This is a genomic window from Ferruginibacter sp., assembly GCF_031391665.1.
In the GTDB taxonomy this organism is placed as follows: domain Bacteria; phylum Bacteroidota; class Bacteroidia; order Chitinophagales; family Chitinophagaceae; genus Ferruginibacter.
The window spans coordinates 1-26,339 of sequence record NZ_JANMUN010000206.1 but is presented as its reverse complement, the minus strand read 5'-3'; the positions used below and the strand labels follow the sequence as shown (position 1 = coordinate 26,339).

The following is a 26,339-nucleotide window of genomic DNA, read 5'->3' as shown; positions in this document are numbered from 1 at the left end:
AATGGTCAATTGTGAATAGTGAATTTAAAGAGTTTATAATTTTAGTTGCTGTACCCTTTCGTGTGGCAGCAACAAGTGGGTTTGTATGCCAAGGGCTTTTGCGCCTTCGATATTAATTTCCAGATCATCTATAAATAAAGTTTCTCCTGCAATAATATTTGCATCGTTTAACACAAAGGCATAGGCCGCTGCATCGGGTTTTCTGTATCCTATAATATTAGAATAATACGCTTTGTTGAAATATGCATCCAGACTGGGTTTGCCTGTATCTCTCGTAAATATTTCTTCGAATTTTGCAAGGTGAATGCTATTGGTATTACTAAACAGGTAGAGCTTGTATTGCAAAGATATTTTTTCTAAAAAAGAAAGGCTTTCTGTTCTAAAATTCAACAACAATGCATTCCAGGCATTTTTTATTTGTGTATTGGTAATGGGGGTTTTGCTTTTAGCTTTTATCGCTTGATAAAATGCTTCCTCCTCCATTTTACCAGTTTCTATTTGTTGAAATAATGTGCCCATTGCCTGAGGGGCAAAATCGGTTTTAAAATTTTTAAAACCTAAGTCTTCAAATGCTGTAATTGTTTTGCTGTAATCTATATCCAGTAATACATTACCTAAATCGAAGATGATATTTTTAATATTGTTCATTGGCGTAAAAATAAAAACGCCCCGAAATTTTCGAGGCGTTTTGTGGGCCCACCTGGGCTCGAACCAGGGACCCCCTGATTATGAGTCAGGTGCTCTAACCAGCTGAGCTATAGGCCCTCAAAATTTCTTTTGAGGCTGCAAATATAATCAAAGCTGTTTAATTAAAAACTATCTTATCCTAATTCGTTTTAAAACTTAGGTTCCTTACCGTGTTTTAACCCCTTAACATTTGCGTTATTATGCCCTTACACAGCAGTATTGTTTTTTCCAATTTTACAGTATCCATTTCCTTGTAAAACACAGTCTCCATATTTTTTTGATTATACCGCATTATTCACTAAAAAATTTACAAGTATGAAACGGAAAAAACTACTCTGCTTTTTTGTTTTGGGTTTACAAAATTTGCTGCTTTTAGCACAACCAACAGCTGGTCTTGTTGGCCATTTAAAATTAGATGGAAATTTAACTAATTCAGGTTCAGCCAGCATTACAGCCACATCTACCAACACATCTTTTACTACCAATGCTGTTGGTGCGGCTAACAAAGCATTGCTTTTTGCAGGCACCACAGCCTCTGCGGTAAATATTACTGATAACGGCAACCTTGATTTTGCCGGCGATTTTTCGATTTCCTTTGGCATTTATATGGCTACCTCGGCTTTAAACCAGGGTTTTTATGATAATGGTTTAAATTATGGCGGCTGCGGTGTTTGGTATTTTAATTCAGACAATACACTGCGTTTTAATTTTAAAAACGGTTCTATTGGTGCAATAGCAGCTTTGCCTGCAAACCAGTGGAAAGCAGTATGTGCTGTAAGAAGTGGCAGTACTATGATACTTTATGTTAATGGTGTTCAGGTAATTTCGGGAGCAGTAGGTGCTTCGGCTATTACTTACCCTAATGCACCTGTTCTTGGCCAAATGTATGCTGTCTCAGTTGGCGGTAACTATAACCCAATTTCAAACGGCTCTAAAATTGATGAGCTGCGTGTGTACAACAGGGCATTGTCGGCAACTGAAGTTGCACAATTGGTTAGCGCCACTTTACCTCTTAAAATGGGTGAGTTTACTGCTGCTAAAAATACAGGTGGTATTATATTAAACTGGGAAACCTTAAGTGAACAAAATACCGCCTTTTTTGAGGTGGAAAGAAGTACTAATGGTACAGATTTTACCGCTATTGGCAGGGTAAATGCAAAAGGCAATTCATCAAGCAAACAAAATTACAGTTATACTGATATAAACCCAAGCGCTGGAATAAACTATTACAGGCTGAAACTTGCTGACATTGATAATGCTTACACCTACAGCCGTACTGTAGTTATTAAGGGTAACCAGGTTATTACTATTGAGCTTTTTCCCAACCCTGTTGATAATGTGCTGCAGGTGCAATTACCTTCAGCAAAATCAGAAACAGCAACAATTTTTATTACCGATGCCTCCGGAAAAAAAATTTACAGCAGGCAGTTGCAGTTAAGCCAGGGAAATAATGCAACCAGCATTCCCGTGCTTCATTTGCCTAAAGGAATTTACCAGTTTACACTTAATAATAATGAGGGTACTCAATCAAAAAAGTTTATAAAACAATAGATATAAAACTGATGGCCTCCTTTGTTTATAATAGCCGGTGCATTTATACCGGCTATTTTTTATTTGTCTCCCTCTTAAAGCTATAGTAAATATTTAACGCTTCATTAAATTATTTGACGTTATTTTGCAGCTTCAAAATTAATTATGAAGAAAATAATACTTGTTTTTATTGCTGCTGTATCCGTAGTTACCCTGTTTGCCCAAGATAAAAAAGCTATAAGTAAGGCTGATTTAGCTAACCGTGCCGGAGATCATATTATGTTACAACTTAGCAGCGATCACTGGAGTGGTGTACCTGACAGTATTAAAGATCATCAAAAATCACTTTCAAGAGGTGGAAATATTTATGTGATGATGAATAAGCCATTTAAAAATAATCCACGTTTTAGCGCTGCTTTTGGTGTAGGTGTTGGAACAAGCAGTATGTATTTTAAAAATTACAGTATTGATATTAAATCTACCAAAGCAAGCCTTCCTTTTAATACTTTGGATACTTTAGATCATTTTAAAAAATATAAACTCACCACCGCTTTTTTAGAAATACCTGTGGAGCTGAGGTTTACTGATAACCCTGCCAAAAGTAACAAAAGTATTAAGGCTGCAATTGGCGTTAAAGTAGGTACATTATTAAATGCACATACTAAAGGCAAAACTTTATTAAACAGAAGTGGCGGCACTATTAATTCTTATACCGAAAAAGAAAGCAGTAAACGTTTTTTTAACAGCACCCGTATATCTGTTACCGGCCGTGTGGGATTGGGTAATTTTTCTTTATTTGGCAGCTACCAGATAAATAATTTATTAAAGGATGGTGTAGGTCCGCAGATAAAACCTTTTCAGGTGGGTATTAGTTTGAGCGGTTTGTAAAAGTCCTAATTTTCTAATTCACTTATTCTAGTTACCAATCAATTTAGATTTTTTTGCTGCAGTAATCCTGTTTTGCTAAACGGATTTGTATTTCTTTATTATCCTTCTAAATTACCTGCAGCATTTATATCTTTGCGCCCCATGGCTCAAAAAAAATTACAACGTTTTGCAGATATAAAAACCTTTGCCAATGTGCTGGAATATCCAGAACACATGCCCGGCAAATGGCAAGTTTTTTTTAAAAATGAAAATAAAATTATTTTAGAATTAGCCTGCGGCCGTGGCGAATATACTGTTGGCCTTGCAAAATTATTTACCCAACAAAATTTTATTGGTGTTGATGTTAAAGGTAACCGCATGTATATTGGCGCCAAAAAATGTTTAACCGAAAAAATAAACAACGCTGCTTTTTTAAGAACGCAAATTGAAAAACTCGCCACTTATTTTACTGCCGGCGAAGTTGATGAAATATGGATCACTTTTCCTGATCCTCAGTTACGGATATCCAAAGCAAAAAAAAGATTAACACATCCCCGTTTTTTAAGATTGTACCAGCAAATTTTAAAAGCATCAGGAGTTATTCATTTAAAAACCGATTCGCCTGACCTTTATCTTTTTACAAAAAAGGTAATTGAACTTTACGATTTAACTATTGTTGAAGAGTGCAGTGATGTGTACCAACAAACGCAAGTAAAAGAAGAATTGAAAATAAAAACACACTACGAAAGTTTAGATATTGCCCAAAGTAATAAAATACATTATCTTAAATTTACTTTGCCGGCGGTAATAAAAAATATTGATGACCAATTACAGGAGCAATTAAAAAATGAACAACCTGACTGAAGGAGAAGATTTTTACTATAATGAACAGGGCTATATTGTTCTTACAGAAAAATACCATTTGCAAAAAGGGTTTTGCTGTGGTAATGGCTGCAGGCACTGCCCTTATGAATATATAAATGTTCCTGAACCAAAACGCAGCGAATTAATACAAGCCTCCCCAAACCCCTCCAAAGGAGGGGCTTACATACCCGGATAATTTATGTATCTTTTCAATAATGAAGGAGAAAAATTCTAAAAAGAATCTTACTGCAAGTTCCTCCCCTTCGGGATTCTCTGAAAAGAGAACGAACGTAGTTCAAGGAGGGGCTTCTTTTTTTCAGGATGTTTATGATGTAGTAAGACAAATTCCAAAAGGAAGAGTAACTTCTTACGGTGCTGTTGCGGCATACCTTGGTACAAAACTTTCGGCACGTATGGTGGGCTGGGCAATGAATGCAGCACATACTGCCAAACCAAAAGTGCCGGCACAGCGTGTGGTTAACCGAAATGGAATATTGAGTGGCAAGCATCATTTTGGCACCCCCACTTTAATGGAAGAATTATTAAAGAAAGATGGTGTTGCAGTAAAAAACGACACTGTGGTAGATTTTAAAAAAATATTTTGGGATCCAATAACTGAATTAAGTTTATGAGCAATACAATTGTACAAGGCAAAGTTTCTTTTGTTAATCACGAAAAACAATACGTGATGATTGAATACGAAGTAAATGGAAAAAAGAAAACCATTAATGGTATTGTGGATGATAAAACACAACTGCAATTAAAAAAAGAAGGGGTAATAAAAAAGACGCATGTGTTTCATATTGGTGATTTAGTAAATTTTACTGTGCAACTTTCTGGCAGAGGCGATAAAATGATAGCCACTAATATTCAGTATTTATACAACACGGCATTGGATGTACTTTTAAATAAGGCCAAAACCGAAAACAGTTTTATTGGTTATTTAAAAATGGCGGATGATAAAATTTTTGTAAAAGAGATAGACAGTTATCTTTTTTTTCCTGTTGCTCATTCGCCATGGCGCATACAACCAACGGAGCAGGAATTGAATGAAGCCGTAACTTTTTCATTAGAAAATATGGAAAAGAAAGACAAGGTAACTGCTAAACTTTTTAATAATAATTATATCCCGGAGTTTTATGCTGCTGTAAAATTACATAAAGCTAAAACAGCGGTTGAAGCAGAAGTATATAAAATTTCCGAGCATGGTATTTACCTGAACGTAATAGGAGATAAAATACAGGCAAAAATTCCTTTATCAAAAAATGCAGCAACAAGTGCCATATCAAAAGATATAAAAGTTGGAGAAAAAATTAAAGTAGTTATCAGTTATTTAAGTCCTCAAAAAATAATTGTGGAGCAAATTACTTAGCTGCTTATTCATAATAAGGGCTAATCATAAAATAAATAATAACTCCTGTAATAGCCACATACAACCATACAGGGTAAATAATACGCACAATTTTTTTATGCTTTTCATAATCGCCGGTTAAGGCACGGTATGCTGCAAATAAAATAAATGGCAGCGCTAAACCTGCAAGCGGAATATGTGTAATTAAAATGGCAAGGTAAACTTTACGCATACTGCCAACTGCAGCAGTTTCCGCATCACTCAAACCTTTTACACCATCAGTATCGCCATAAATAACTTCGCCTGCAAACAGGTGATGGCAGATATAAGAAAGTAAAAACAATACCGACAAAGCCATTGCAAAGAGCATAATTTTTTTATGCAGCAGGTAGTTTTTATTTTTTACAGATATTAATCCGGCAATTAATAAAACAGTTACCAAAGAATTAATAATAGCATTAATTAAAGCAAACACATGCACATCAAATGGTAAATCAACTTTACCTGCTAAATTATATTTACCCAAAACTGTTACAGCAGCAAAAACAATTATCGAAAAAATGGTGATATGCCATTTTGCTTTTGTATCTTTTTTTTGCATCGAAGGTTGTAACATATTACTTTTGTTTGTTTCTGTTTCGGTTTAGTAAAATGGTTATTATAAAAACAATGGCTATTGCAATAAAAATAAGGGGCAGTATAGGTATAAAATCCCTGAAAACTGATGGTGCAGTTTTATCTCTTTCCAACATTAATAATGGAATATCCCTTACTAAATTTGCCTGCCGCAGGGTATCAAATCCGTTATAAAAACCACGAACAATTCTGTTACTGTCTAATACAAAGAAATTTTCTGTATGTATAAATGCGGTATCCACACCCGGGTCGGCAACATTTGCTTTAATTTCATTTATTGCAAAGTCATAAATTTCTTTTTTATCGCCTGTTACCATCCACCAGGTATCATGGTTAATATTATATCGGTCAGCAAATTTTCTTAATTGTGGTACACTGTCATGTTCCGGATCAATACTTATAGAAATGAATTGAACAATGCTGTCGTTTTTTACAAAAGAATCCTGCAGGCGTTTCATACTTTTTGCCAAGCCAGGGCAAATAGAAGGGCAACGTGTAAAAAAGAAATCCAGCACAATTATTTTTCCATGCAAATCATCGAGGCTTACTTTTTTACCTAACTGATTGGTAAACTGAATATTTTTTACTTTATGCCAGATGGTATCAGTAACTTTTTTTCCATTTCTTTCTCTTACAACCACACTATCAGGCAAATAATATTTACCGGGCATGTGCACTGCCTGTTTGCTGTAATATTTAACCAGAAAATAACCGGTTAACGGCATCAGTATTGCAAGCATTAAAGCAAGCAGGGCTTTTTTATTCATAAGCCCCTCCTAAATCCTCCCCGAAAGGAAGGACTTTTAACAGCCTGATAATTTGTTTCTCTTTCATCTTTTCAAGTTTAAACAACTGCAAATTTACATCAACCAAAATCAAAAGCATAGTTTATACTAATTATAAATCTGAATTCTTTTAAAACAAAAAGCCACCGCTTTTGTGCGATGGCTGTAAATTATTTTTATAAAAAATTATTCTTTTGATCCTTTTTCTATTGCAGCAGGTTTTTGTATTTGCTCTGTTCTGTCGGGGTGACTGCCAGCATCTGTATTACGCATTGTTTTCCAGCTGTTACCATCCCATAAAAATGCAATGATGAACCAAATGAATAAACATAAAGGCACCACAATGGTCATTATCATATTCCTTATTTCATCACCCAAATGCATAAAAATTGAAACGATATAATAAGCTTTGGCAATAGTTAATATACAAACCAGCCCTTTAAACATTAATACCAGTGTATGGTTAGGGTGCTCGCCTTTGTGAATATTATAAATCAATAACCCTAAACCAAGCTCAACAATAGTTAAGGCAGAGAGTAACCAAAATGTCCTCCATATTTTTTTAGTACCGCCTGTGTGCTCGGGGTGAAAAGTTATTTCCGGTGATGCTGAATGTGCTGACATAATTCTTTTTAAATCGTTTATAAAGAGTTTAGATGTTTAGGGGTTTAGATGTTTAGGAAAGGGTAAACTAAACCCCTAAACATCTAAACCTCTAAACTAAATTAGATAAAAACAAAGGAATACAAATACCCACACCAAATCTACAAAGTGCCAGTACAATCCTGCTTTTTCAATCATTTCGTAATGGCCACGCTGATCAAAATGCCCCATCTTTGTTTTAGCATACATTACCACATTAATTACCACGCCGCTAAATACGTGAAAACCATGAAAGCCAGTAATACCAAAAAAGTAGCTTCCAAATGCAGGCCTGCCCACATTGCTTACTTCAATATTTGCTGCTTTTATTGTATTGATTAATTCTGCATTTGATACTGTTGATAAATCGTGGTGTACTCCTGCTTCTGCACTATGGTGCAATGTTGATGCAATAGAAACCAATTGGTCGTGTGGGGTTGTTTGCAAGGCTGCAAGCATGGCATCATGTGCTACCGGTGATCCCCACGGATTTGATTTTACTGTTGTTGGTAATACAGAAAGTGTTCCATCTTTTAACAAAGCAATATGTTCGCCGGTTAATAAATGCGTCCACTCCCAAGCCTGGCAACCCAAAAATGCAAGTCCGCCCAAAATGGTAAGAATCATATATTTCTCTACTCCCTTTCTGTTCATATTATGGCCTTCATGCACTGCTAATACCATAGTTACCGAACTGAAAATCAAAATAAAAGTCATTAAACTTACAAATGCCAAAGGCAAATTAGCATGCCCTGCCAGCGGAAAAGAATTAAACACATGGTTAGGATCGGCCCAGTCGTTTACACTAAACCTGATAGTACCATAGCTAATTAAAAATGCACCAAATGTAAATGCATCACTCATTAAAAAGTACCACATCATCACTTTACCATAGCTGGCATTAAACGGGCTTCTTCCCCCGTTCCACCACTTGGTATTTGTTGGTATTGCTGTTGTTGACATTTATATAACTTTTATGTTCCTGTTTATTTTTACTATTAAACCTTAGTGTAATTCTTTACTAAAAACTTTACGCTGTTTATTTTATCATCCATAAAAAAAACAACAAATACAACCAAAGTGCATCTACAAAGTGCCAGTAAGTACTGGTTACTTCTACCGGTACCGAATTATAATTTCTTGTTTTTGTACTAAATGCTTTTACAAAAAGAAACAATAAAGCAATTACACCTCCAATAACATGTACTGCATGCAAACCCACAATAACATATAAAAAAGAGAACGAAACATTTGCCTGTAATGTTATTCCAATATTCCACAATTGTTTAAACCCAATTATTTGCAGTACAATAAAAAGAACTCCAAATACAATAGTTGTCGTCATCAGGCTGCGGTACTTTTGCATTTCCCTTTGCTTAAAACTACGGCCTGCTAAAAACAATGTTATACTGCTTAACACCATTATTGCGGTACTGTACCAAAAAGCCAAAGGCAATTCAAAACTTATCCAGTTTGCCTGGTTACGTTTAACGATGTATGCGCTGGTTAATCCGGCAAACATCATTAAAATACTTGCAATGCCTATCCACAAAGTAAACTTATGCGGATGTATTTTATTTCGTTGTTCCATTACCACTGTATTCATAACCTCAAACCCAAAAGGGAATTTTATTAAAAATATTTTTTGTACCGAGCTTTATTAATTCTTATCATCCTCATTGGTCTGGCCTAAGGCGAGACACTCTTGTACAGTATCTCATTGTTCATCTTTAATTGTGTTTTGCAAATTTCCGCAACAATCTTCGCTTCCATCTCCGCAAGTTCCCCCTTCAGGGGGCGGAGGGGGCTTTGGGGTTTACATCCTGTTTGCAAACAAAGCCAGCAACACAATCATCAAATAAAAATAAGAACTGAACATTACCTTTCTTGCACTTGCTGCATCCATCCTAATAAATAAAAGAATGCTTACATAAACCATCCACAGGTTGCAGGCCAGCAAAATCCATATACTCATCTTTCCGCTCATGCCTGTTGCATACGGCAACAAACCCATAGGTATCATTAATGCACTGTAAATAACAGTTTGCATTGCAGTAAATTTTGTTGGGCCTTTATCTCCCGGCAATAATTTAAAGCCTGCAGCTGTATAATCTTTATGTGCCAGCCAGGCTATTGCCCAAAAATGAGGGAACTGCCATAAAAACTGAATGCCGAATAAGATCCATCCGCCAGTGCTAAAACTATCAGTTGCCGCAACCCATCCAATTAAACAGGGTAAGGCTCCCGGTATGGCCCCTACCAAAACAGAAATAGAATTTATTTTTTTTAGTGGTGTATAAACAAATCCATACATCAATAAGCTAAATAAACCCAGCATGGCGCTTTGAAAATTAAAACACTTCCACATAATGAAAACACCCAGCGCCCCTGCAATAACTGCAAATGCTGTTGCTTCATTAACACTCATTCTGCCACTGGCAACAGGCCTTTTAGCCGTACGCATCATTAACGCATCAGAATTTTTTTCCAATACCTGGTTAACTGCATTTGCCGAACCCGTGATTAGCATTCCTGCCACAAAAAGTAAAAGAACTGATATTATTTTATTCTGACTGTATATATATTCCTGCTCACTGTATCCAATTAAAAAACTAACCACCGTACTAAATACCACCATAAAACTTAAAGTGAATTTGATTAACTGAAAGTAATCTTTCACTTTACTCACCAACTTAAAAGATGTTGAGTTGGGTATAGGTATATTCTCCTTATTCATGGCCTCACCCTCTTTCCCTCTCCGGAAGAGAGGGAGGCCGGGCATTTATTTTATTATCAACATTTGTAATTAAGCATTTCAACAACATTATCTTTTTCATCTTTAACTACGTTTTTACAATCTTCTCCATTTCCCCCTTTAAGGGATAGGGGTTAATGCTTCGTCTCATCATCCCCAATTGGTACATTCTGTGGTATAAACTCATGACCGTCTTTTGCATAATCATAAGCACCACGATATACTTCCGGTATTTCTCCAGGCCAGTTACCATGCCCCGGATTAATTGGTGTTGTCCACTCTAATGTATTTGAACCCCATGGATTTTCTGTAGCTACTTTTCTTCCTTTATACATACTGTAAAAGAAATTAAATATAAACAACAGCTGCACTGCAAAAACAATCATTGCCACAAAACTTATAAATTGATTTAGTTCACCAAACATTTTAAAAGATTCCCATTGAGAGAAATCATAATAACGGCGTGGCATACCAGCCAGGCCTTCGTAATGCATTGGCCAGAAAATTAAATAGGCTCCCACAATAGTTACCCAAAAATGGATATAGGCCATGGTGTTGTTTAAATAGCGGCCAAACATTTTAGGAAACCAGTGATATACACCGGCAAACATACCAAAGAAAGATGCCACACCCATTACAATGTGAAAGTGGGCAACAACAAAATAAGTATCATGCAAATGAAGATCTAATGCAGAGTTACCCAAAAAGATACCTGTTAAACCTCCACTGATAAATAAACTTACAAAACCAATGGCGAATAACATGCCCGGTGTAAAACGTATACTCCCTCTCCACAATGTAGTAAGCCAGTTAAATACTTTGATGGCTGATGGTACCGCAATTAATAAAGTAAGTAATACAAATACAGAACCAAGGAAAGGATTAAGCCCTGTTACAAACATATGGTGTGCCCAAACCAAAAACGCTAGTATCGCAATAGCAAATAGAGAACCCACCATTGCCATGTAACCAAATATTGGTTTGCGGCTGTTTACTGCAATAATTTCCGAGCTCATACCCATTGCAGGCAATAATATAATATACACTTCGGGGTGGCCAAGAAACCAGAATAAATGCTGAAACAAAATTGCACTACCACCTTCGTTAGGTAAAATTTTTCCTGCTACATAAATATCACTTAAGAAAAAGCTGGTGCCTAAATTTCTGTCGAACAATAATAAAATAGCGCCTGATAATAAAACCGGAAAACTTAATACACCCAAAACTGCAGTAAAGAATAAAGCCCAAATGGTTAATGGTAACCTTGTCATGCTCATTCCTTTGGTACGCAAGTTTAAAATAGTACTGATATAATTAAGACCACCTAATAATGAACTTACAATAAACATAGCCATACTTACCAGCCATAAATCCATTCCTATTTTACTGCCATCCGAAGCATCGCCTAAAGCACTTAGTGGTGGATAAACCGTCCATCCACCACTTGCAGGGCCGGTTTGTACAAATAAAGAAGAGAACATTATGATTGATGCTGTAAAGAAGAACCAATAGCTCAGCATATTTAAAAATGGCGAAGCCATATCTCTTGCACCAATTTGCAATGGAATTAAAAAGTTGGCAAAGGTTCCGCTCAATCCAGCTGTTAATACAAAGAATACCAAAATTGTTCCGTGCATGGTTACCAATGCATAATAAAATTCAGGGTCTAGTTTACCGCCTTTTGCCCAATGGCCTAAAAAATCTTCCAGCCATGGAAAAGTAGATTCGGGATAACCCAATTGTAAACGGAAAATCACAGAAAATAAACCTCCTATAACAGCCCATATCATACCTGTTACCAAAAATTGTTTGGCAATCATTTTATGATCCTGGCTAAAAACGTATTTAGTTATAAACGTTTCGTGATGATGATGTTCGTGGTGTGCATCATGCCCTGCATGAACATCTGCTCCGTGTATTGTGGCTACGCTACTCATATTCTATTGTTTTTTCAAGAATCTTTTTAATTATTTATTTACAACTGCTGCCATAGGCAATTGCCCTTTAGCAGTATCTGCTAATGATGGCTCTTTATACCCCGGATCTTTTTTAGGATAAATAGTATAGTACTCAGATTTTTGTGTAGCTAACCATTTCCTGTATTCTGCTTCGCTCTCTACAATTATTATTCCTCTCATAGAAAAATGGCCTTTACCGCACATTTGGTCGCAACTTATTTCGTAAGTAAAGTTTGGGTTGTGCGTTTTTGCCTTCATCTCTTCTGTTGTAAACTTTGGCGTAAACCATTGTGTAGTTGGTATGCCAGGTACCGCATCCATCTTTAAACGAAAGTGCGGTAAACCCACATCATGAATTACATCCTGTGCATTAATTACCATTTTTACAGGTTTGCCCACAGGAATGTGCATGGTAGTTGAAACATGTATATCGTCCCAGCTTGCAGGGTCTTCAAAATCTACACCCAAACTATTGGCTCCTTTTGTTAGCCTGTAATTTTTTTGTCCTAAAGCTTTATCGGCACCTGGATAGCGAAATTCCCAACCAAACTGGTGGCCTGTTACCTCTACTAGTATAGCATCTTTTGGCGCATCGCCTGTAATTTTAAACCATGCTTTTAAACCAAAAGCAACCAGCACACAAAGTGCAATGGCAGGAATAGTTGTCCATATTAACTCCAGTTTGGTGCTGTGTGCAAAGTAGTAAGCTTTAGTGTCATCCTTTTCCTGATATTTAAAAGCAAACCAAAATAATAATATTTGGGTAAGAATAAAAACAGCTCCTGTTACGGCAGTTGTTATCATAAACATACTGTCCAAACTTTCTCCTTCAACAGATGCAGAGCCTTGCGGAAACAATGTTTTCTTATAAAATATATCATTGCAATACCACACTCCAATTAATCCAAATACCAAAAAGCCTAACAGCAAAAAAGCATTGATCCTGTTATTTTGCCTACGGGTTTTTTCTTCGCCTTTTAAAACACTCACGTATTCACTTGCCTTCGCAATTTGAAATACGACAACAAAAACCAAAGCGCCCAATGCAATTAATAAAAACTCTTTCATATAATTTATATTTAGCCTCCCCAACCCCTCCCGAAGAGGGGCTTTTAGAGCTTTCTATTTCAATTTACTTTTACTAATCCTACAGTTACTTTTAAAACTCGACCATTCTTTCGCTTCCATCTCCTCCATTTCCCTCCCCTTGGGGGAGGATAGGTGGGGCTGTGCTTACGTATGGTGTATCATACTCTCTTTTAAGAAAGGATGATTTTTTGCCAGTAATGAATGACTGCTTAAATACCTGCCGGTTCCCCACATAATTAATCCCACAAATAAACAGCCAATACCAAATTCAAAAGGCATTAAATGAGCGTTTTCATGTAATGTGCCCGGCATTACCATTTGATAAAAATCTATCCAGTGACCAAAAATAATAAGCACTGCCATAATGGTTACTGATGTCCAGTTTCTCTTTGTTCCCTTTTTCATTAGTATTAATAACGGGCAAAGAAAATTTACAATAAGATTAAAAAAGAAGATGCCATAATAAGCGCCTCTTTTTTCTGCTGTACCAATTCTTTCTACAAAATATTTTGTTTCTTCCGGTTGGTTACTGTACCAGATAAGCATGTATTGAGAGAACCATAAATAAGTCCAGAATATAGAAAAGGCAAACATAAATTTACCCAGATCGTGTAAATGCTCTTCTGTAACGTAGGGTAACTGCCCACGGTTTTTTAAATAGATAACAAACAGTGCTATTAACGACATACCCGAAACAAATGTGCTTGCAAAAGTGTACCAGCTGTACATAGTGCTGTACCAGTGTGCATCAATACTCATTAACCAAAGCCATGGAATGGTAGAAGCTACAGTTAACGTAAACACCACACAAAATAAAGAAGCGTAAACAGTGCTGTTCCAGATAAACTTTTTTCCGGTTTCATAATCCATGGGACCATCCTTGTCGCTTTGCAAACTCATGCTACGCATTTTCTTTCCTAAAAGCCACCATAATAAAACCGTAATAGCCGACCAAACTAAAAAGAATGTTGGATTTAAAAAGCCATGCTTGCCATCAAGTATTTTATCGAATGAAGGAGACTTGGGATCATATAAATTGGGGTCAAGCCAATGATAAATATCAGTTCTGCCACCTACAACAATTGCCAATAATATTATGAATGTAATTATACCTAAAATGGGTACAACACTTGAAATAGCTTCACTCACCCTGCGGAATGCCACCACCCAACCTGCCATTGCCATTGTGGTAACACATATAAAAAACATAGCCGCATTTACCACCAATAAAAAGAACACACTGTTTTGTAATAACACAGCCCAAAAGCGGGTTCCGTTGGTATTGGCATGTGCATCGTGCCCTGCTGCATGTGACACAGCCTCAAAAGGATGAAATGCAATCATTCCATACAGCAATGCAATTATACCGGCACCAATCAGGCCATACGTCCACTTTTTATAACTGCCCGGTAATTCAAATTGATGGTTCATCTAAACTTTATTTTGTGTTAATACTTTTATTTTTTTACTATAGCACTGTCTGGCTTAGCCGCAGTTGCAGTTGCTTCTTTTTTGGGTTCCAGTGTTCTTATATACTGCACTATCATCCAGCGTTGTTTTCTGTCCAGCTGCGATGCGTAGCTTCCCATATTATTTTGCCCATACTCCATTACATGAAAAATTCTACCATCGCTGTAAGTAGGTGATAAGGCAATAATACTTTTTACCCCACCAATTTTAGCTGCAACAGGGCCGTTAGCTTCACCTTTTGCTCCATGACAAACTGCACAATTAATATTAAATAATCTTCCGGCTTCGGCGCTGTCTGCTTTAGATAATGGAGGTAAAGGATTTTTTACCAGGTTACTTAAATTCAATAACCCATTGCTATCGTTTGGAACAGTGTAGGGAAAAAGTTCGCCCCTTTTTACTGTACCATTTACAGGCTGGCTGTTATAATATATTTTATGCCCTGCGTCTGCAATATCTGTTGTAAATTTTGCAGAATCATGCTCAGCATAAGTTTCATATGCCCTGCTGTAAGCCATATCGGGCATGTACACTTTACCGGGCTGGCGCTTGCTGCTGCAACTGCTTACTGTTACAATAATTGTTACAATTACAATGGCACTTAAATAAGTAATTCGTTTCATTTATCAATTATCAATTAAATAATTATCAATTCCCTATCACTTCAATCTTCTCCATTTCCCCCTTTAGGAGATAGGGACTAATACCCTTTTTCTTCTTTGTATAACTTTTGTTCTTTATGATATCTTCCAATCCACCAGCCTGTTTCTGCTACCTGTACATTTACTTCTTTTGCCCCTGCGTTTTGTAAAAAACTTTGCACTTCTGCATCGTTAGTTTTTTCGGTGCATTCAATAGCCATTACAAAAAGATCATCTGTAGCTCTTGGATGAAAATGATGTTTTTTTACAAATGGAGCCAAATTACATAAGTAACAAAAAGTAAGTACCATACCCACAGCAGCAAATAAAACGGTTAATTCAAATGTTACGGGTATCCAGGCCGGTAATGCAAAATGCGGTTTACCACCAATATCTAAAGGCCAGTCGTGCACTAAAATATAACTGATGCCGCTTAATGCAGTGGTTGTACCTGTAATGGCATAAATAAATCCGGCAGTATGTAAACTGGTTTCCCTTAAACCCATGGCATGGTCTAAACCATGTACAGGAAAAGGTGTAAACACATCGTGTATTTTATATCCTGCTTTGCGAACATTTTTCACCGCAGGGAATAACACCGCCTCGTCATCAAAACTGCCAACAACAAATTTTTTAATTCCTCCAGCCATAATTTTTAAGCTTTGAGCCGATAGCCATGAGCTATGAGCTTATTTATTTATTATATTTCTTGCTAGTAGCTCTTGGCTATCAGCTAATTGCTTTAATGCGCATGCTCTACATCTGCTATATAAAATTTCTCTGCGTCTGCTTTTTCTATATCTGTCATTCTTGCTTTATAGTTTTCGCCACTGGTTTTTAATACTGCTTTAATTTCGGCAATAGCAATTACAGGGAAATATTTTGCAAAAAGGAAGAAACAGGTAAAGAATAATCCGAACGTACCGAGATAAAAACCTATCTCCCAAATACTCGGGCTGTAATAAGTACTCCAGCTGCTGGGCAAATAATCCCTGTACACAGAAGTAACAATAATTACAAAACGCTCAAACCACATCCCTATATTTACAATGATACTCATGAAGAAAGTAACCGTGATATTCCTTCTTAATTTACGGCTCCAGAATAACTGCGGCGATACCACATTACAAAACATCATTAACCAGTAGCTCCAGCCATAAGGGCTGAAAAGGTTGGCCCTGTTTTCTTTAAATGCATACCACTCGTATGGATTTTGACCGTACCATGCAATAAATAATTCGGTTAAATAAGCACAGCCCACAATGCTTCCCGTTAGTACAATTACTTTATTCATTGCCTCAATGTGGCCAAGGGTTATATAATCCTGTAAGTTCATCACCTTACGTAAAACAATCATTAATGTTTGTACCATGGCAAAGCCGGAGAAGATGGCTCCTGCAACGAAGTATGGTGGAAAGATGGTGGTATGCCATCCGGGAACAATTGATGTAGCAAAGTCGAATGATACAATAGTGTGTACAGAAAGTACCAGAGGTGTACTTAAACCTGCAAGTACCAGTGATAATGATTCGTGACGCTGCCAGTGTTTTGTACTACCGCTCCATCCAAATGCTGCTACACCATAAAACATTTTGCGGAATTTTGTTCTTGCCCTGTCACGTACAGTTGCTAAATCGGGCAACAGACCCGAATACCAGAATAATAATGAAACGGTAAAATAAGTTGATATCGCAAACACATCCCACAACAAGGGAGAGTTAAAGTTTACCCATAAAGGACCACGACTGTTTGGATAAGGCATTACAAAGAAAGCCATCCATACACGGCCCATGTGCCAGATAGGAAACTGGCCTGCACACATAACCGCAAAAATTGTCATCGCTTCTGCGGCACGGTTTACACCCGTTCTCCAACCCTGGCGGAATAATAATAAGATGGCAGAAATTAATGTACCGGCATGACCAATACCTACCCACCAAACAAAGTTGGTAATATCCCAGCCCCAGCCAATTGTTTTATTTACATTCCACTGCCCGATACCGTATGTAACCTCACGGTAAACACTGTACACACCAAATAAAAGTAATCCGACACTGATGAAGAAACCAATATACCAAAGGCGTGTTGGTTTCATTTCAATGGGGCGTACTATATCTTCCGTTACCTGGTGGTAATCTTTATCACCATCTACCAGCGGTTCCCTTAGTTGCGATTCGTACTTTAATAATGACATATCTTATTTATAGTCTTTTAGCCGGCATTTGTTTTTAGCAAACTACAGCTTTGGTTTTGTTTTTATGTCGAATTGATGAATATTGAATTTCAAATGTTTTCAACAGAAGAAATATTCAATATTCGCTATTCACTGTTTTATATTCAATTATCCATGTGTTTTTTCTTCCTTCTTTCCTTCAGCTTTCTTTTCTTCATGTCCTTCTTCTACTCCAATATGCCTGTCGGTATTTCTTACTTTAGCCAGGTAACTAACGTTAGGTAAAACGTGCAGTTGCTCCATTACATAAAAACTACGGTGCTTTTGCTCTACATTTCTAATTTTATAAACATCGCTTTCTTTATCGTTAACATTACCAAAGCTGATGGCGTCTGTAGGGCAAGCCTGCATACAGGCCACTTTTACATTTCTTACTAATGAAGGATCCTGGTTTTTCTTAGCTTCTAATTTGCTATCCTGTAAACGCTGTACACAAAAAGAACATTTTTCAATAACACCACGACTTCTTACGGTTACATCAGGGTTTAATACCATTCTTGTTAAATCATCATTCATCTGCATTACAGAATCATCCATGTAAGTGCCAATCATTTCCTTTTGGTTATCGGGAAAGCTATCCGCTCCGGTATAATCCAGCCAGTTAAAACGGCGTACTTTATAAGGACAGTTGTTAGCGCAATATCTTGTACCAATACAGCGGTTATAAGTCATTTGATTTAAACCTTCGCTGCTGTGATTGGTTGCTGCAACCGGGCAAACATTTTCACAAGGCGCATTATCGCAATGCTGGCAAAGCATAGGTTGAAACACCACATCAGGGTTTTCTAAATCACCAGTAAAATATCTGTCGATACGTAACCAATGCATTTCGTGTGCCCTTTGTACCTGCATTTTGCCCACCACACTTACATTATTTTCGGCAGTACAGGCAACAACACAGGCACTGCAACCGGTACAGGTACCTAAGTCAATGCTCATACCCCATTTAATACCCGGCTTATCAAAAGTTGGATACATGGTGGCATCTCTTGCAAAATCTTTGCTGTCATTTGCCGTTGTGTTCAATCTCTCTTTTGTAATTTCTTCTAAAACTGCTTCGGGATTAGCTGTAAAACTTTTGAGATTGGTTTCATAAATTACCGGACGGCTTTCTGTAAAACCATGCACCTGTGTTTGTGCTAACGGGTAATTAGGACTGGTACTCTTTTCAATTTTTGCAACTGAAGAATACAAATTGGTTCCGTTAAATGCCACCAATGGGTAAGCATTTTTACCTGCGCCTACTGCAGACTTTCCTATATTTTCAGAAATTTTTTCTTTTGTTGCGCCTTCGCTTCCCCTTCCGTAACCTACTGCAATTGCTACTACTGCAGCATGCATGCCGGGTATTACAATTACAGGCAATTCAACTGATTTACCATTAGCTGTAATTTTTACAACTGGTTTTTCAGGATTCACTTCGTAATCGCTTTGTTTACCGCCTTCCTGGTTCATTACATCCAAATTCAATAATGATTTTGCCATGGCCGGGCTCATCATGGCATAATTATCCCAGGTTACTTTTGTAATGGGATCAGGTAATTCCTGCAACCAGGGGTTATTAGCCTGGCTGCCATTACCAACAGAAACTTTTTGATACAACACAATTTCAGTATCGGCTGCGCCGGTTTTAACAGCAGCAATTTTTGATGTTGCATCAGCTACTGATGTACCATTAAATGCGCCGCCGCCAACTGTCATTGAAGCTGGTTCAACAACACCATCCTGTAGTGCTTTATCATAATTATCTGCACCACCTAATTTGGTAGTCCAGTAATTTTTAAAATACGTTTCATAATCTGTTGCATTAGCCGCCACGCCTGCAGGCGTGGGGTTACTCCATTTTAATAAAGAGGTTTGAAAAGCCCTTGTTTTAAATAATGGATTGATAGTAGGTTGTATAATACTTATATAACCAGATTTAGGTTCAGCATCGCCCCAGCTTTCTAACCAGTGGTGAGCAGGGATTACGTATTTACAATGCTCCGTTGTTTCATCCATGGTTGCATTAAATGAAACACCAATTACTTTTTTTAATCCGTCAGTAAATTTTTTACTGTCACTGTAAGAGTAAGATGGATTTACACCATTAATTAAAACTGCACCAACCGCACCGCTGTTCATATCATCTACCAGCTTAACCATATCGGCATCTATTCCTTTGCGGTAGTTAGACGTTACAGCCCAGTTAATAGTTTTACCATTTGCACCAATCGCTTCGTTAATGGCGTTTACAATTACCTGCACATTTACATCGTTGCTGCCACAAACTACCAAGGCATTACCACCTGCTGCTTTTAGTTTTTCGGCAGCTAATTTAATACCGTCGTTTATTTTTTTATCTGCAAAAGTTGCAGCTGAACCATTCAAGGCGTTTAAAATTGCAACAGCTACAGCACCAGTTTCAGAAGGTTTGTGTGTATAGCGGTCGTCTGCATTACTGCCCGTTATACTCATCATACTTTCAAAATGAATATGACTACTTAGCTCTGGTTTTTCTCCAACTATTTTTCTGTTTACAGAATATTGTTTGCTAAATTCTGTCGGGCTTAACCAGGTACCTAAAAAATCGGCGCCGAGGCTAACAATTACTTTTGCATTTTCAAAATGATAAGAAGGAATTGCTTTTTTTCCGTAGCAAGCTTCGTTGGCCTGCAACATTCCGCTGTAACTAACAGCATCGTATTGTACGTGGCGGCTGCCAGGATATTTTGCTAAAAATTCGTTTATAATATCTTGTGTAGAAGGAGAATTAATAGTAGCAGTTAATAAAACAACTGTTTTGCCGGTAATAGCGGCACCTACCATTTTATCAAAATTATCAAAAGTAGTTACTTCTTTAAAATCGCTGCCTGCTTTTTGCATCGGGTAACGCAGGCGGGTATTATCATATAAATCTAAAACCGATGCCTGTGCCTGTGCACTTGTTGCACCTTTTGTTATGCTTGATAATTCATTACCTTCTATCTTAATTGGTCTGCCATCTCTTTGCTTTACCACAACCGAAATTACATCGCCGCCATTTACATAAGTTGATGCATAATAATTTGCAACACCGGGAATAACATTATCGGGTCTTTGTAAATAAGGTACCGCTTTGCGTACAGGCATTTCGCAACTGGCAGCCAATGTTGCAGCAGCAGTGCTAAAACCTAAATATTTAAGAAAATCCCTGCGTGGGGTTTTTGCATCTAAAATGCCTTTATCATCCAAATCCTCCAATGGCAACAGCTCTTCTTTAAATTCTTTTTCTGCAGATTGCTGAAAGCTTTCCGTTTGATTGAGTTGTCCGAAACTTTGCCAGTACTTTTTATTACTCATAGTAGTATGCTAATGTGCTAATGATAATTAAATCCAAATTAATCTCCTCCATTCCCCTTCAGGGATAGGATTTTAATAGTGACATTTTTGACACTCTGTTCCACCAATTTTTTCTACCGTTACGCTATCCATTTTGTGCGGATTCAATATTTTTTTACCTTTTTTATCAAAAATAGAATCACTCATTTGATTTTGAAATTTTTGATAGATGCTGTAAAATTTATTACCGGTACTGTCTGCCTTATTATAAAAATCTACTTTACTTTCTCTGTGGCAGTTAACACACCAGCCCATGCTTAATTCTGCAAACTGGTACACTTCGGGCATTTCCTGAATATTACCATGGCAGGTTTGGCATTGCTGTTTACCTACTTTTATATGCTGGCTGTGGTTGAAATAAACATGATCGGGCAGGTTGTGAATTTTTACCCATTCAATTGGATGTGCGCCATCTGGCGTACCATCGCCATTTTTATCGGGGTTATAAGTTTTAGTGGCGGAATTAAATCCTGCATAAGCGTATAACTTTTCAATTTCTTCGGTACCGTTTACTGCAGTGCCATCCTCTCTTTCTAATTTATCCGGTCCTTCGTATTTATTAATTCCTTTGTGGCAGTTCATACAAACATTTACCGAAGGAATATTGGCATGCTTGCTGTCCTGTGCGCCACCGTGGCAATATAAACAACTGATTTGATTGGTTCCTGCATGTACCTGATGAGAATAATATATTGGTTGCTCAGGTTGATAATTTTTCATTCGGCCCAGGCCAATAGCGGCGTTGGTAAAGAAATATCCTGCCACACAAAACAGTACCAAGATGGCTACCATTAAATACGTTTTATTTTTGTAAGCCGGTACAGGTTCGCTGCGTTGAATGCCTTCTTTTTCGTCGGATAATTTGCGAAGGTTGCTGTTTACCTGTAATAATATAAATGCAATAAGTGCTAAAACTAAAGTAAGAATTCCGAAGAGAAGGGAGTTGTCATCTCCACCGCCACCGCCAGGTTTTGTTGTATCGCCACCCGGAGGAGGTGCTTTAAAATCATCCACATATTTCATTATAGCATCAACATCCTCTTTTTTTAGCTGTGGAAACGCAGTCATCATACCGGCACTTTTCCATTCAGCATAAAGGTTTGTAGCATATTTATCCCCGCTACTTATTAGTGTAGAAGGCCCCGCCACCCATTTGTAAATCCATCCTGCCGGTTGCCTGTCTTTCCAACCCTGTAAAGCAGGACCTGTAAATTTCTTATCGGGTTTGTGGCAACTTGCACAATTAGCTTTAAAAAGTGCTTCGCCATCAGCAGCAAAAACATTATTGGTAATTGAAAGCAATGCAAAAAGAAATAGGAATGCAAATACTCTTTTAAAGATTTTTCTATACCGACTCATACAGTTATTACGGGGCTAATGTGGAAAAATATCCTGTTTCGGGTGCAAATTTAAGTCAGGATGTTGACATAATATCAACATTGTTAAATTTTTTTTTCGCTTACTGGGCGTGCATTTCAGCGTTTTGTGTTAGTTTTTATAATGTTATTGTCACATATTTGTAAACAAGATTTGAACAGCAAATTTTCAGACTGTTCTTTCATTTCACAAATTTTTACTTCACATTTGCCAAATGTTTGAAAAACTTAAACAGCACTGGAAGGTAAACGGGCTTAGTCTTATATTAATAATTACAACATTTGCCCTGGGTGGAAGTTTGTGCGGATATGCTGGCCGAAAATTAATGGCTCTTACTAATATTGATAAAGGGGCTTTATGGGTTGTACTCTACATTTTACTGGTTACATTGCTTTGGCCGCTTTCGGTTTTATTAGTAAGTATTCCGCTGGGGCAATTTAATTTTTTTAAAAAATATATCGGCAAGATATTAGGGCGGTTTTCTTCTACGAAGAATAATAATACGGATGAGTTTGTAATTAATATCGCCATTTTTGCAAGCGGTGCAGGCAGTAATGCGGCTCAAATAATACAGCACTTCTCTTCCTCTGCAAAAATTAAAATTGCATTAATTGTTTGCAATAAACCCGGTGCCGGTGTTTTAAATATTGCGGCAAATACAGGCATACCATCTTTATTAATTGAAAAAGAACAATTTTTTAAAGGCGATAGTTATTTGCCGGAATTACAAAAAAATGCAATTGATTTTATAGTGCTGGCAGGTTTTTTATGGAAAATTCCTAAAAGATTAATAAAGGCATACCCTAAAAAGATAATTAATATACACCCGGCATTATTACCAAAATATGGCGGCAAAGGCATGTTTGGCCAGCATGTGCATGAAGCAGTAATCAACAATAAAGAAACAGAAAGTGGTATCAGCATTCATTATGTAGATGAATTGTACGATAATGGTGCTGTAATTTTTCAGGCAAAATGTATTGTTGATGAAAATGACACGGCTGAAAGCCTTGCAAAAAAAATTCATTTGCTGGAGCATGCCCATTATCCCAAAGTAATTGCGGAGCTGCTGCAAAAGTAAAATCGCCGTTAAATTAAGGCTTATACAATGCTGTATTAATTTGTTGGCGTAATATTACGCCGCTAAACTTTTTTGCTTTTGCGTTTATTTACAAAAATATTTTTACTGTTAGTTTTTTTTATTGTTACTGCTAACAGTTTAATAGCGCAGTTTGTTTTAAGCGGAACAGTTTACGATTCTACTAAAATTAATTTTGTACCCAACGTTAAAGTAACTAACACCAAAGGAAGTTTTACTGTTACCGATTCCATGGGCAGGTACAGCCTTACAGTTGCAGAAAAAGATTCGGTTACGTTTACGTTCCGCAATAAATCCACCCAAAAATTTGCAGTACAAACGGTTGCCGATCCTTCCCGTTTTGATATTTCTTTACGGATAAATTATAAGGGTAAATACAGCACTATGAAGGAAGTGGTGGTATTTACAAAATCTTATAAGGAAGATTCAATAGAAAACAGGGAAACCTATGCCAGCATTTATAATTATCAAAAGCCGGGCATTAAAACTTCTGTTTCTCCAACGGGTGGTGTGGGTGCCGATGTGAATGAGCTGATAAATATTTTCAGGTTTAAAAGAAATAAACGGCTAAAAACTTTTCAGATACGATTAGAGCAGCAGGAACAGGAAAAATATATCACCTACCGTTTTAATAAAGTACTTGTAAAAAGGCTTACGCATTTAGAAGGCGAACAATTGGATATGTTTTTAATAAGGTACCGCCCCGATTATGAATTTGCCAGCCTTGCAGATGAAGTAACTTTTAACCAGTATATTTTAAATGCTTCTTATAAATTTAAAATTGAAATGTTGCAAAAAGATGCTTCAAAATAAATATACAGTAAGCTGTATTTTTATTTTATGATTATAAAAAACTCTTCTTTACTTTCTGTTTAATTTTACTTGTTTAAGATATTTATTAAAATTTTTACTTTTATGGAAGAACAACAATTGCATTTAGGTATTGGTACCAGGTTACAACACACCTCTTGCGGTGCCTTATTCCGAACTCAACGCTACAGTTCCCCTTCCCGATAAACGCCCCTTTCCTATGGAGTTACAAACTGTTGGCAATCATATTAAACATACCAGGCTTTCCTGAAATATACTTATTAAGGATGTCATTGCACTTCTTAAGATAGATAGAGAAACTTTGAGGGGTTGGGAGTTAAATCTATTTGAACCACATGTTTCTCATTACCCTCTTATCATATCTTTTTTAGGATACAATCCCTGCATTTTTGAAACAGATTCTTTGGCAGGAAAAATTAAAGAGTACAGGTACAAACATGGGTTAACACAAATGCAATTTGGAAAGTTACTGCATACTGACGGCTCGGTAGTGTGGCAGTGGGAAAGTAATAACAGATTACCACTGCTGAAAACTCAAAAGATATTACATGAATTATTTGAAAAGACATAATCGCATGATGCTATATATTTGTTAGCTAAACAGACACTCATGGATGAAAATTTAGTTTTGGGAATAGGCACAAGGCTTCAACATACGCAGATGGGTCCTGGTGTTATCGTTGGCCTTCGGTATGCAACATACCTGATCTCTTTTGTACATCACGGAATAAAAGAAATTGATAAAACCGATACCAATTTGGAAGAAATTATTCCTGAAAATGTTACCGAAGAAATAGAAACTCATAGTCAAGTTGAAAAATCATTATTAAAAATCCTTAAACTTTGGGGCGGCATTACAGAAAATGTTTCGCTTGGTGATAAGTGGATTGGCGGCACAGTTAATATTCAACCGGCTGATAAATCTTTAAAGCCAAAAGAAATCCCTATTGATGATTTTTTTCATAAAATCGTAATGTTAAGAGATCGGTTACGGGTATTAGAACAAAATATTAATAGTAATAAAAAACTGAGTGACGAAGACAAAGTTAATATTCAGCAATACATCACCCGTTGTTACGGCTCTCTTACAACCTTTAATGTATTGTTTAAAAATAAAGAACAATATTTTGTTGGAGATAAAGGGTCGAAAGAAGATTAATCATTTATCTATTCCCCTTTCTCAGTTAACCCTTTATTTAAAAACATTTCACACCAAGCTGACAACCCTTGAAGGTTGTCAGCTTTTTTTGCTTTAACAAAATCAGAAGGGCAAGTCATTTACTGCCACTTCTTTCTTTGTTGATTCTGTCTTCGCAGCTTCTCCTTTGATCTGCTGATGAATTTTAATTGAATCCACATGACAGTTAAGTGTACCCTTAGCTTCCCCCTGCATATCGGTGTATGCATTTACGGTTAGTCTGCCGGTAACTTCAACAAGGCTTCCTTTTTTAAGCCACTCAGCAATCTTCGGGCTTATCCAATAGCCACAGCTTATAAAGGTTGTAACCGTTACTCCTTTGTCGCTGTTCTTTGGTTTGTAATAGTCATTTACGGCAAGGGTAAAGTTTACCACTTTCCTGTCGTCTTTCAGTTGGGCTACAACTGCATCTTTGCATAATCTTCCAATAAGTACCATACCATTTGTTTTTAAGTGTGAGAAAATAAAAGTTATAAAGCTGAACCGATTTCGGCTCATCGCCGGAGTTTGGCCAGCTTAGGCAACCCATAATGGAAGCGTGGAAGGAAGTCAAGGTTTTTGACATAAAAAATACAACCCAACTAAACGTGAGAAAAAGCTAAAACAAGGGTGGAGATTTTTTTGGCAAAACCGGAGGCAAGTGGAATGCAATGGAGTGAAGACCTTTACTGACGACTGTGATAAGCACATAGCTTTGCCGTATGCTGGTCGAAATGATTATGAACTAAGCCCTTTTCTGGCTTTTCAATTTATTCCTATTTTTTATGTAGTCAACATAGGCACTTGTTGCTGCAATGTTGTTTTTAATTAAATTGGGGATGTTTCTAAGATTTGTGTTTTCTTTTGTAAGTGCATTAGAAGCGAACTGCAATTTTTTTCGGCATTGGGCATATTTAACTGATTTTTTATCAGTAAATGATATTCTATTGATTACATTTCCAAAGTCTTTTATCCGGCTTAATGGGA

Annotated in this window: 26 protein-coding genes and 1 tRNA gene; 9 read left to right on the top strand and 18 right to left on the bottom strand. The window is 36.9% G+C overall.

Going from position 1 to position 26,339, the window contains the following annotated elements; translation table 11 throughout:
* Window positions 1–33: 33 nt before the first annotated feature.
* Window positions 34–648, bottom strand: a complete 615-nt coding sequence (locus ACY651_RS15190; protein WP_462254247.1) for an HAD family hydrolase — start codon at window positions 646–648, stop codon at window positions 34–36.
* 43 nt (window positions 649–691) lie between these two features.
* Window positions 692–765: transfer RNA gene (locus ACY651_RS15185), tRNA-Ile, on the bottom strand.
* Between the two features lie 237 nt (window positions 766–1,002).
* On the opposite strand from ACY651_RS15185, the gene ACY651_RS15180 reads away from it, so the two are divergent.
* From ACY651_RS15180 to ACY651_RS15155, 6 genes are all read left to right on the top strand, one after another.
* A complete protein-coding gene (locus ACY651_RS15180; RefSeq protein ID WP_462254245.1) occupies window positions 1,003–2,238 on the top strand; it encodes a LamG-like jellyroll fold domain-containing protein in 1,236 nt (411 codons plus the stop codon).
* A 144-nt stretch (window positions 2,239–2,382) separates the two neighbouring features.
* The gene (locus ACY651_RS15175) at window positions 2,383–3,105 is read left to right on the top strand and encodes an outer membrane beta-barrel protein (protein ID WP_462254243.1); all 723 of its coding nucleotides are present in this window, start codon (window positions 2,383–2,385) and stop codon (window positions 3,103–3,105) included.
* Window positions 3,106–3,177: 72 nt separating this feature from the next.
* Entirely contained in the window at window positions 3,178–3,948 is a 771-nt protein-coding gene (gene trmB / locus ACY651_RS15170; RefSeq protein WP_462254241.1) for a tRNA (guanosine(46)-N7)-methyltransferase TrmB, read from the top strand.
* Complete coding sequence (locus ACY651_RS15165) at window positions 3,932–4,144, top strand: DUF5522 domain-containing protein (RefSeq protein WP_462254239.1); 213 nt, start codon at window positions 3,932–3,934, stop codon at window positions 4,142–4,144. The genes trmB and ACY651_RS15165 overlap by 17 nt, the downstream gene beginning before the upstream one ends.
* A gap of 19 nt (window positions 4,145–4,163) precedes the next feature.
* Window positions 4,164–4,580 (top strand): MGMT family protein, encoded by a 417-nt coding sequence (locus ACY651_RS15160; RefSeq protein WP_462254237.1) that lies wholly within the window; start codon window positions 4,164–4,166, stop codon window positions 4,578–4,580.
* Window positions 4,577–5,320: a S1 RNA-binding domain-containing protein gene (locus ACY651_RS15155; RefSeq protein WP_462254235.1), complete on the top strand. Its 744-nt coding sequence runs from the start codon at window positions 4,577–4,579 to the stop codon at window positions 5,318–5,320. The genes ACY651_RS15160 and ACY651_RS15155 overlap by 4 nt, the downstream gene beginning before the upstream one ends.
* A 4-nt stretch (window positions 5,321–5,324) precedes the next feature.
* Here the strand turns inward: ACY651_RS15155 and ACY651_RS15150 are convergent, their stop codons facing one another.
* The 14 genes from ACY651_RS15150 to ACY651_RS15085 all read right to left on the bottom strand — a co-directional run bounded on the left by ACY651_RS15150 (window position 5,325) and on the right by ACY651_RS15085 (window position 22,227).
* On the bottom strand, window positions 5,325–5,915 hold the full coding sequence (locus ACY651_RS15150) for a DUF420 domain-containing protein (protein WP_462254233.1): 591 nt from the start codon (window positions 5,913–5,915) through the stop codon (window positions 5,325–5,327).
* A gap of 1 nt (window position 5,916) precedes the next feature.
* Window positions 5,917–6,675, bottom strand: coding sequence for an SCO family protein (locus ACY651_RS15145; RefSeq protein ID WP_462254231.1), 759 nt, complete (start codon window positions 6,673–6,675; stop codon window positions 5,917–5,919).
* A gap of 231 nt (window positions 6,676–6,906) precedes the next feature.
* Window positions 6,907–7,344: a cytochrome C oxidase subunit IV family protein gene (locus ACY651_RS15140; protein WP_462254229.1), complete on the bottom strand. Its 438-nt coding sequence runs from the start codon at window positions 7,342–7,344 to the stop codon at window positions 6,907–6,909.
* A gap of 96 nt (window positions 7,345–7,440) precedes the next feature.
* On the bottom strand, window positions 7,441–8,325 hold the full coding sequence (locus ACY651_RS15135; RefSeq protein ID WP_462254227.1) for a cytochrome c oxidase subunit 3: 885 nt from the start codon (window positions 8,323–8,325) through the stop codon (window positions 7,441–7,443).
* A 76-nt stretch (window positions 8,326–8,401) separates the two neighbouring features.
* On the bottom strand, window positions 8,402–8,953 hold the full coding sequence (locus ACY651_RS15130) for a cytochrome c oxidase subunit 3 (RefSeq protein WP_462254225.1): 552 nt from the start codon (window positions 8,951–8,953) through the stop codon (window positions 8,402–8,404).
* 225 nt (window positions 8,954–9,178) lie between these two features.
* Window positions 9,179–10,144: a heme o synthase gene (cyoE, locus tag ACY651_RS15125; RefSeq protein ID WP_462254223.1), complete on the bottom strand. Its 966-nt coding sequence runs from the start codon at window positions 10,142–10,144 to the stop codon at window positions 9,179–9,181.
* 107 nt (window positions 10,145–10,251) lie between these two features.
* Window positions 10,252–12,054 (bottom strand): cytochrome c oxidase subunit I, encoded by a 1,803-nt coding sequence (locus ACY651_RS15120; RefSeq protein WP_462254221.1) that lies wholly within the window; start codon window positions 12,052–12,054, stop codon window positions 10,252–10,254.
* A gap of 30 nt (window positions 12,055–12,084) precedes the next feature.
* Window positions 12,085–13,143: a cytochrome c oxidase subunit II gene (locus ACY651_RS15115; RefSeq protein ID WP_462254219.1), complete on the bottom strand. Its 1,059-nt coding sequence runs from the start codon at window positions 13,141–13,143 to the stop codon at window positions 12,085–12,087.
* A 165-nt stretch (window positions 13,144–13,308) separates the two neighbouring features.
* Window positions 13,309–14,595, bottom strand: a complete 1,287-nt coding sequence (locus tag ACY651_RS15110) for a quinol:cytochrome C oxidoreductase (RefSeq protein ID WP_462254217.1) — start codon at window positions 14,593–14,595, stop codon at window positions 13,309–13,311.
* 26 nt (window positions 14,596–14,621) lie between these two features.
* Window positions 14,622–15,257: a c-type cytochrome gene (locus ACY651_RS15105; protein ID WP_462254215.1), complete on the bottom strand. Its 636-nt coding sequence runs from the start codon at window positions 15,255–15,257 to the stop codon at window positions 14,622–14,624.
* Between the two features lie 77 nt (window positions 15,258–15,334).
* Window positions 15,335–15,925, bottom strand: coding sequence for a DUF3341 domain-containing protein (locus ACY651_RS15100; RefSeq protein WP_462254213.1), 591 nt, complete (start codon window positions 15,923–15,925; stop codon window positions 15,335–15,337).
* 92 nt (window positions 15,926–16,017) lie between these two features.
* Complete coding sequence (nrfD, locus tag ACY651_RS15095; RefSeq protein ID WP_462254211.1) at window positions 16,018–17,469, bottom strand: NrfD/PsrC family molybdoenzyme membrane anchor subunit; 1,452 nt, start codon at window positions 17,467–17,469, stop codon at window positions 16,018–16,020.
* A 147-nt stretch (window positions 17,470–17,616) separates the two neighbouring features.
* A complete protein-coding gene (locus ACY651_RS15090; protein ID WP_462254209.1) occupies window positions 17,617–20,829 on the bottom strand; it encodes a TAT-variant-translocated molybdopterin oxidoreductase in 3,213 nt (1,070 codons plus the stop codon).
* Between the two features lie 72 nt (window positions 20,830–20,901).
* Complete coding sequence (locus ACY651_RS15085; protein ID WP_462254207.1) at window positions 20,902–22,227, bottom strand: c-type cytochrome; 1,326 nt, start codon at window positions 22,225–22,227, stop codon at window positions 20,902–20,904.
* Window positions 22,228–22,459: 232 nt separating this feature from the next.
* Between ACY651_RS15085 and purN the strand changes: the two genes are divergently transcribed.
* The 3 genes from purN (at window position 22,460) to ACY651_RS15070 (ending at window position 25,334) form a co-directional block, all read left to right on the top strand.
* Entirely contained in the window at window positions 22,460–23,326 is an 867-nt protein-coding gene (gene purN / locus ACY651_RS15080; protein WP_462254205.1) for a phosphoribosylglycinamide formyltransferase, read from the top strand.
* A gap of 78 nt (window positions 23,327–23,404) precedes the next feature.
* Window positions 23,405–24,157 (top strand): carboxypeptidase-like regulatory domain-containing protein, encoded by a 753-nt coding sequence (locus ACY651_RS15075; RefSeq protein WP_462254203.1) that lies wholly within the window; start codon window positions 23,405–23,407, stop codon window positions 24,155–24,157.
* A 628-nt stretch (window positions 24,158–24,785) separates the two neighbouring features.
* Complete coding sequence (locus ACY651_RS15070; RefSeq protein ID WP_462254201.1) at window positions 24,786–25,334, top strand: hypothetical protein; 549 nt, start codon at window positions 24,786–24,788, stop codon at window positions 25,332–25,334.
* A 102-nt stretch (window positions 25,335–25,436) separates the two neighbouring features.
* On the opposite strand, the gene ACY651_RS15065 is transcribed toward ACY651_RS15070, so the two are convergent.
* Both ACY651_RS15065 and ACY651_RS15060 read right to left on the bottom strand, forming a co-directional pair.
* On the bottom strand, window positions 25,437–25,811 hold the full coding sequence (locus ACY651_RS15065) for a single-stranded DNA-binding protein (protein WP_462254199.1): 375 nt from the start codon (window positions 25,809–25,811) through the stop codon (window positions 25,437–25,439).
* Window positions 25,812–26,097: 286 nt separating this feature from the next.
* Window positions 26,098–26,339: hypothetical protein (locus ACY651_RS15060; RefSeq protein ID WP_462254197.1), on the bottom strand; the 242-nt coding region annotated here is incomplete at its 5' end.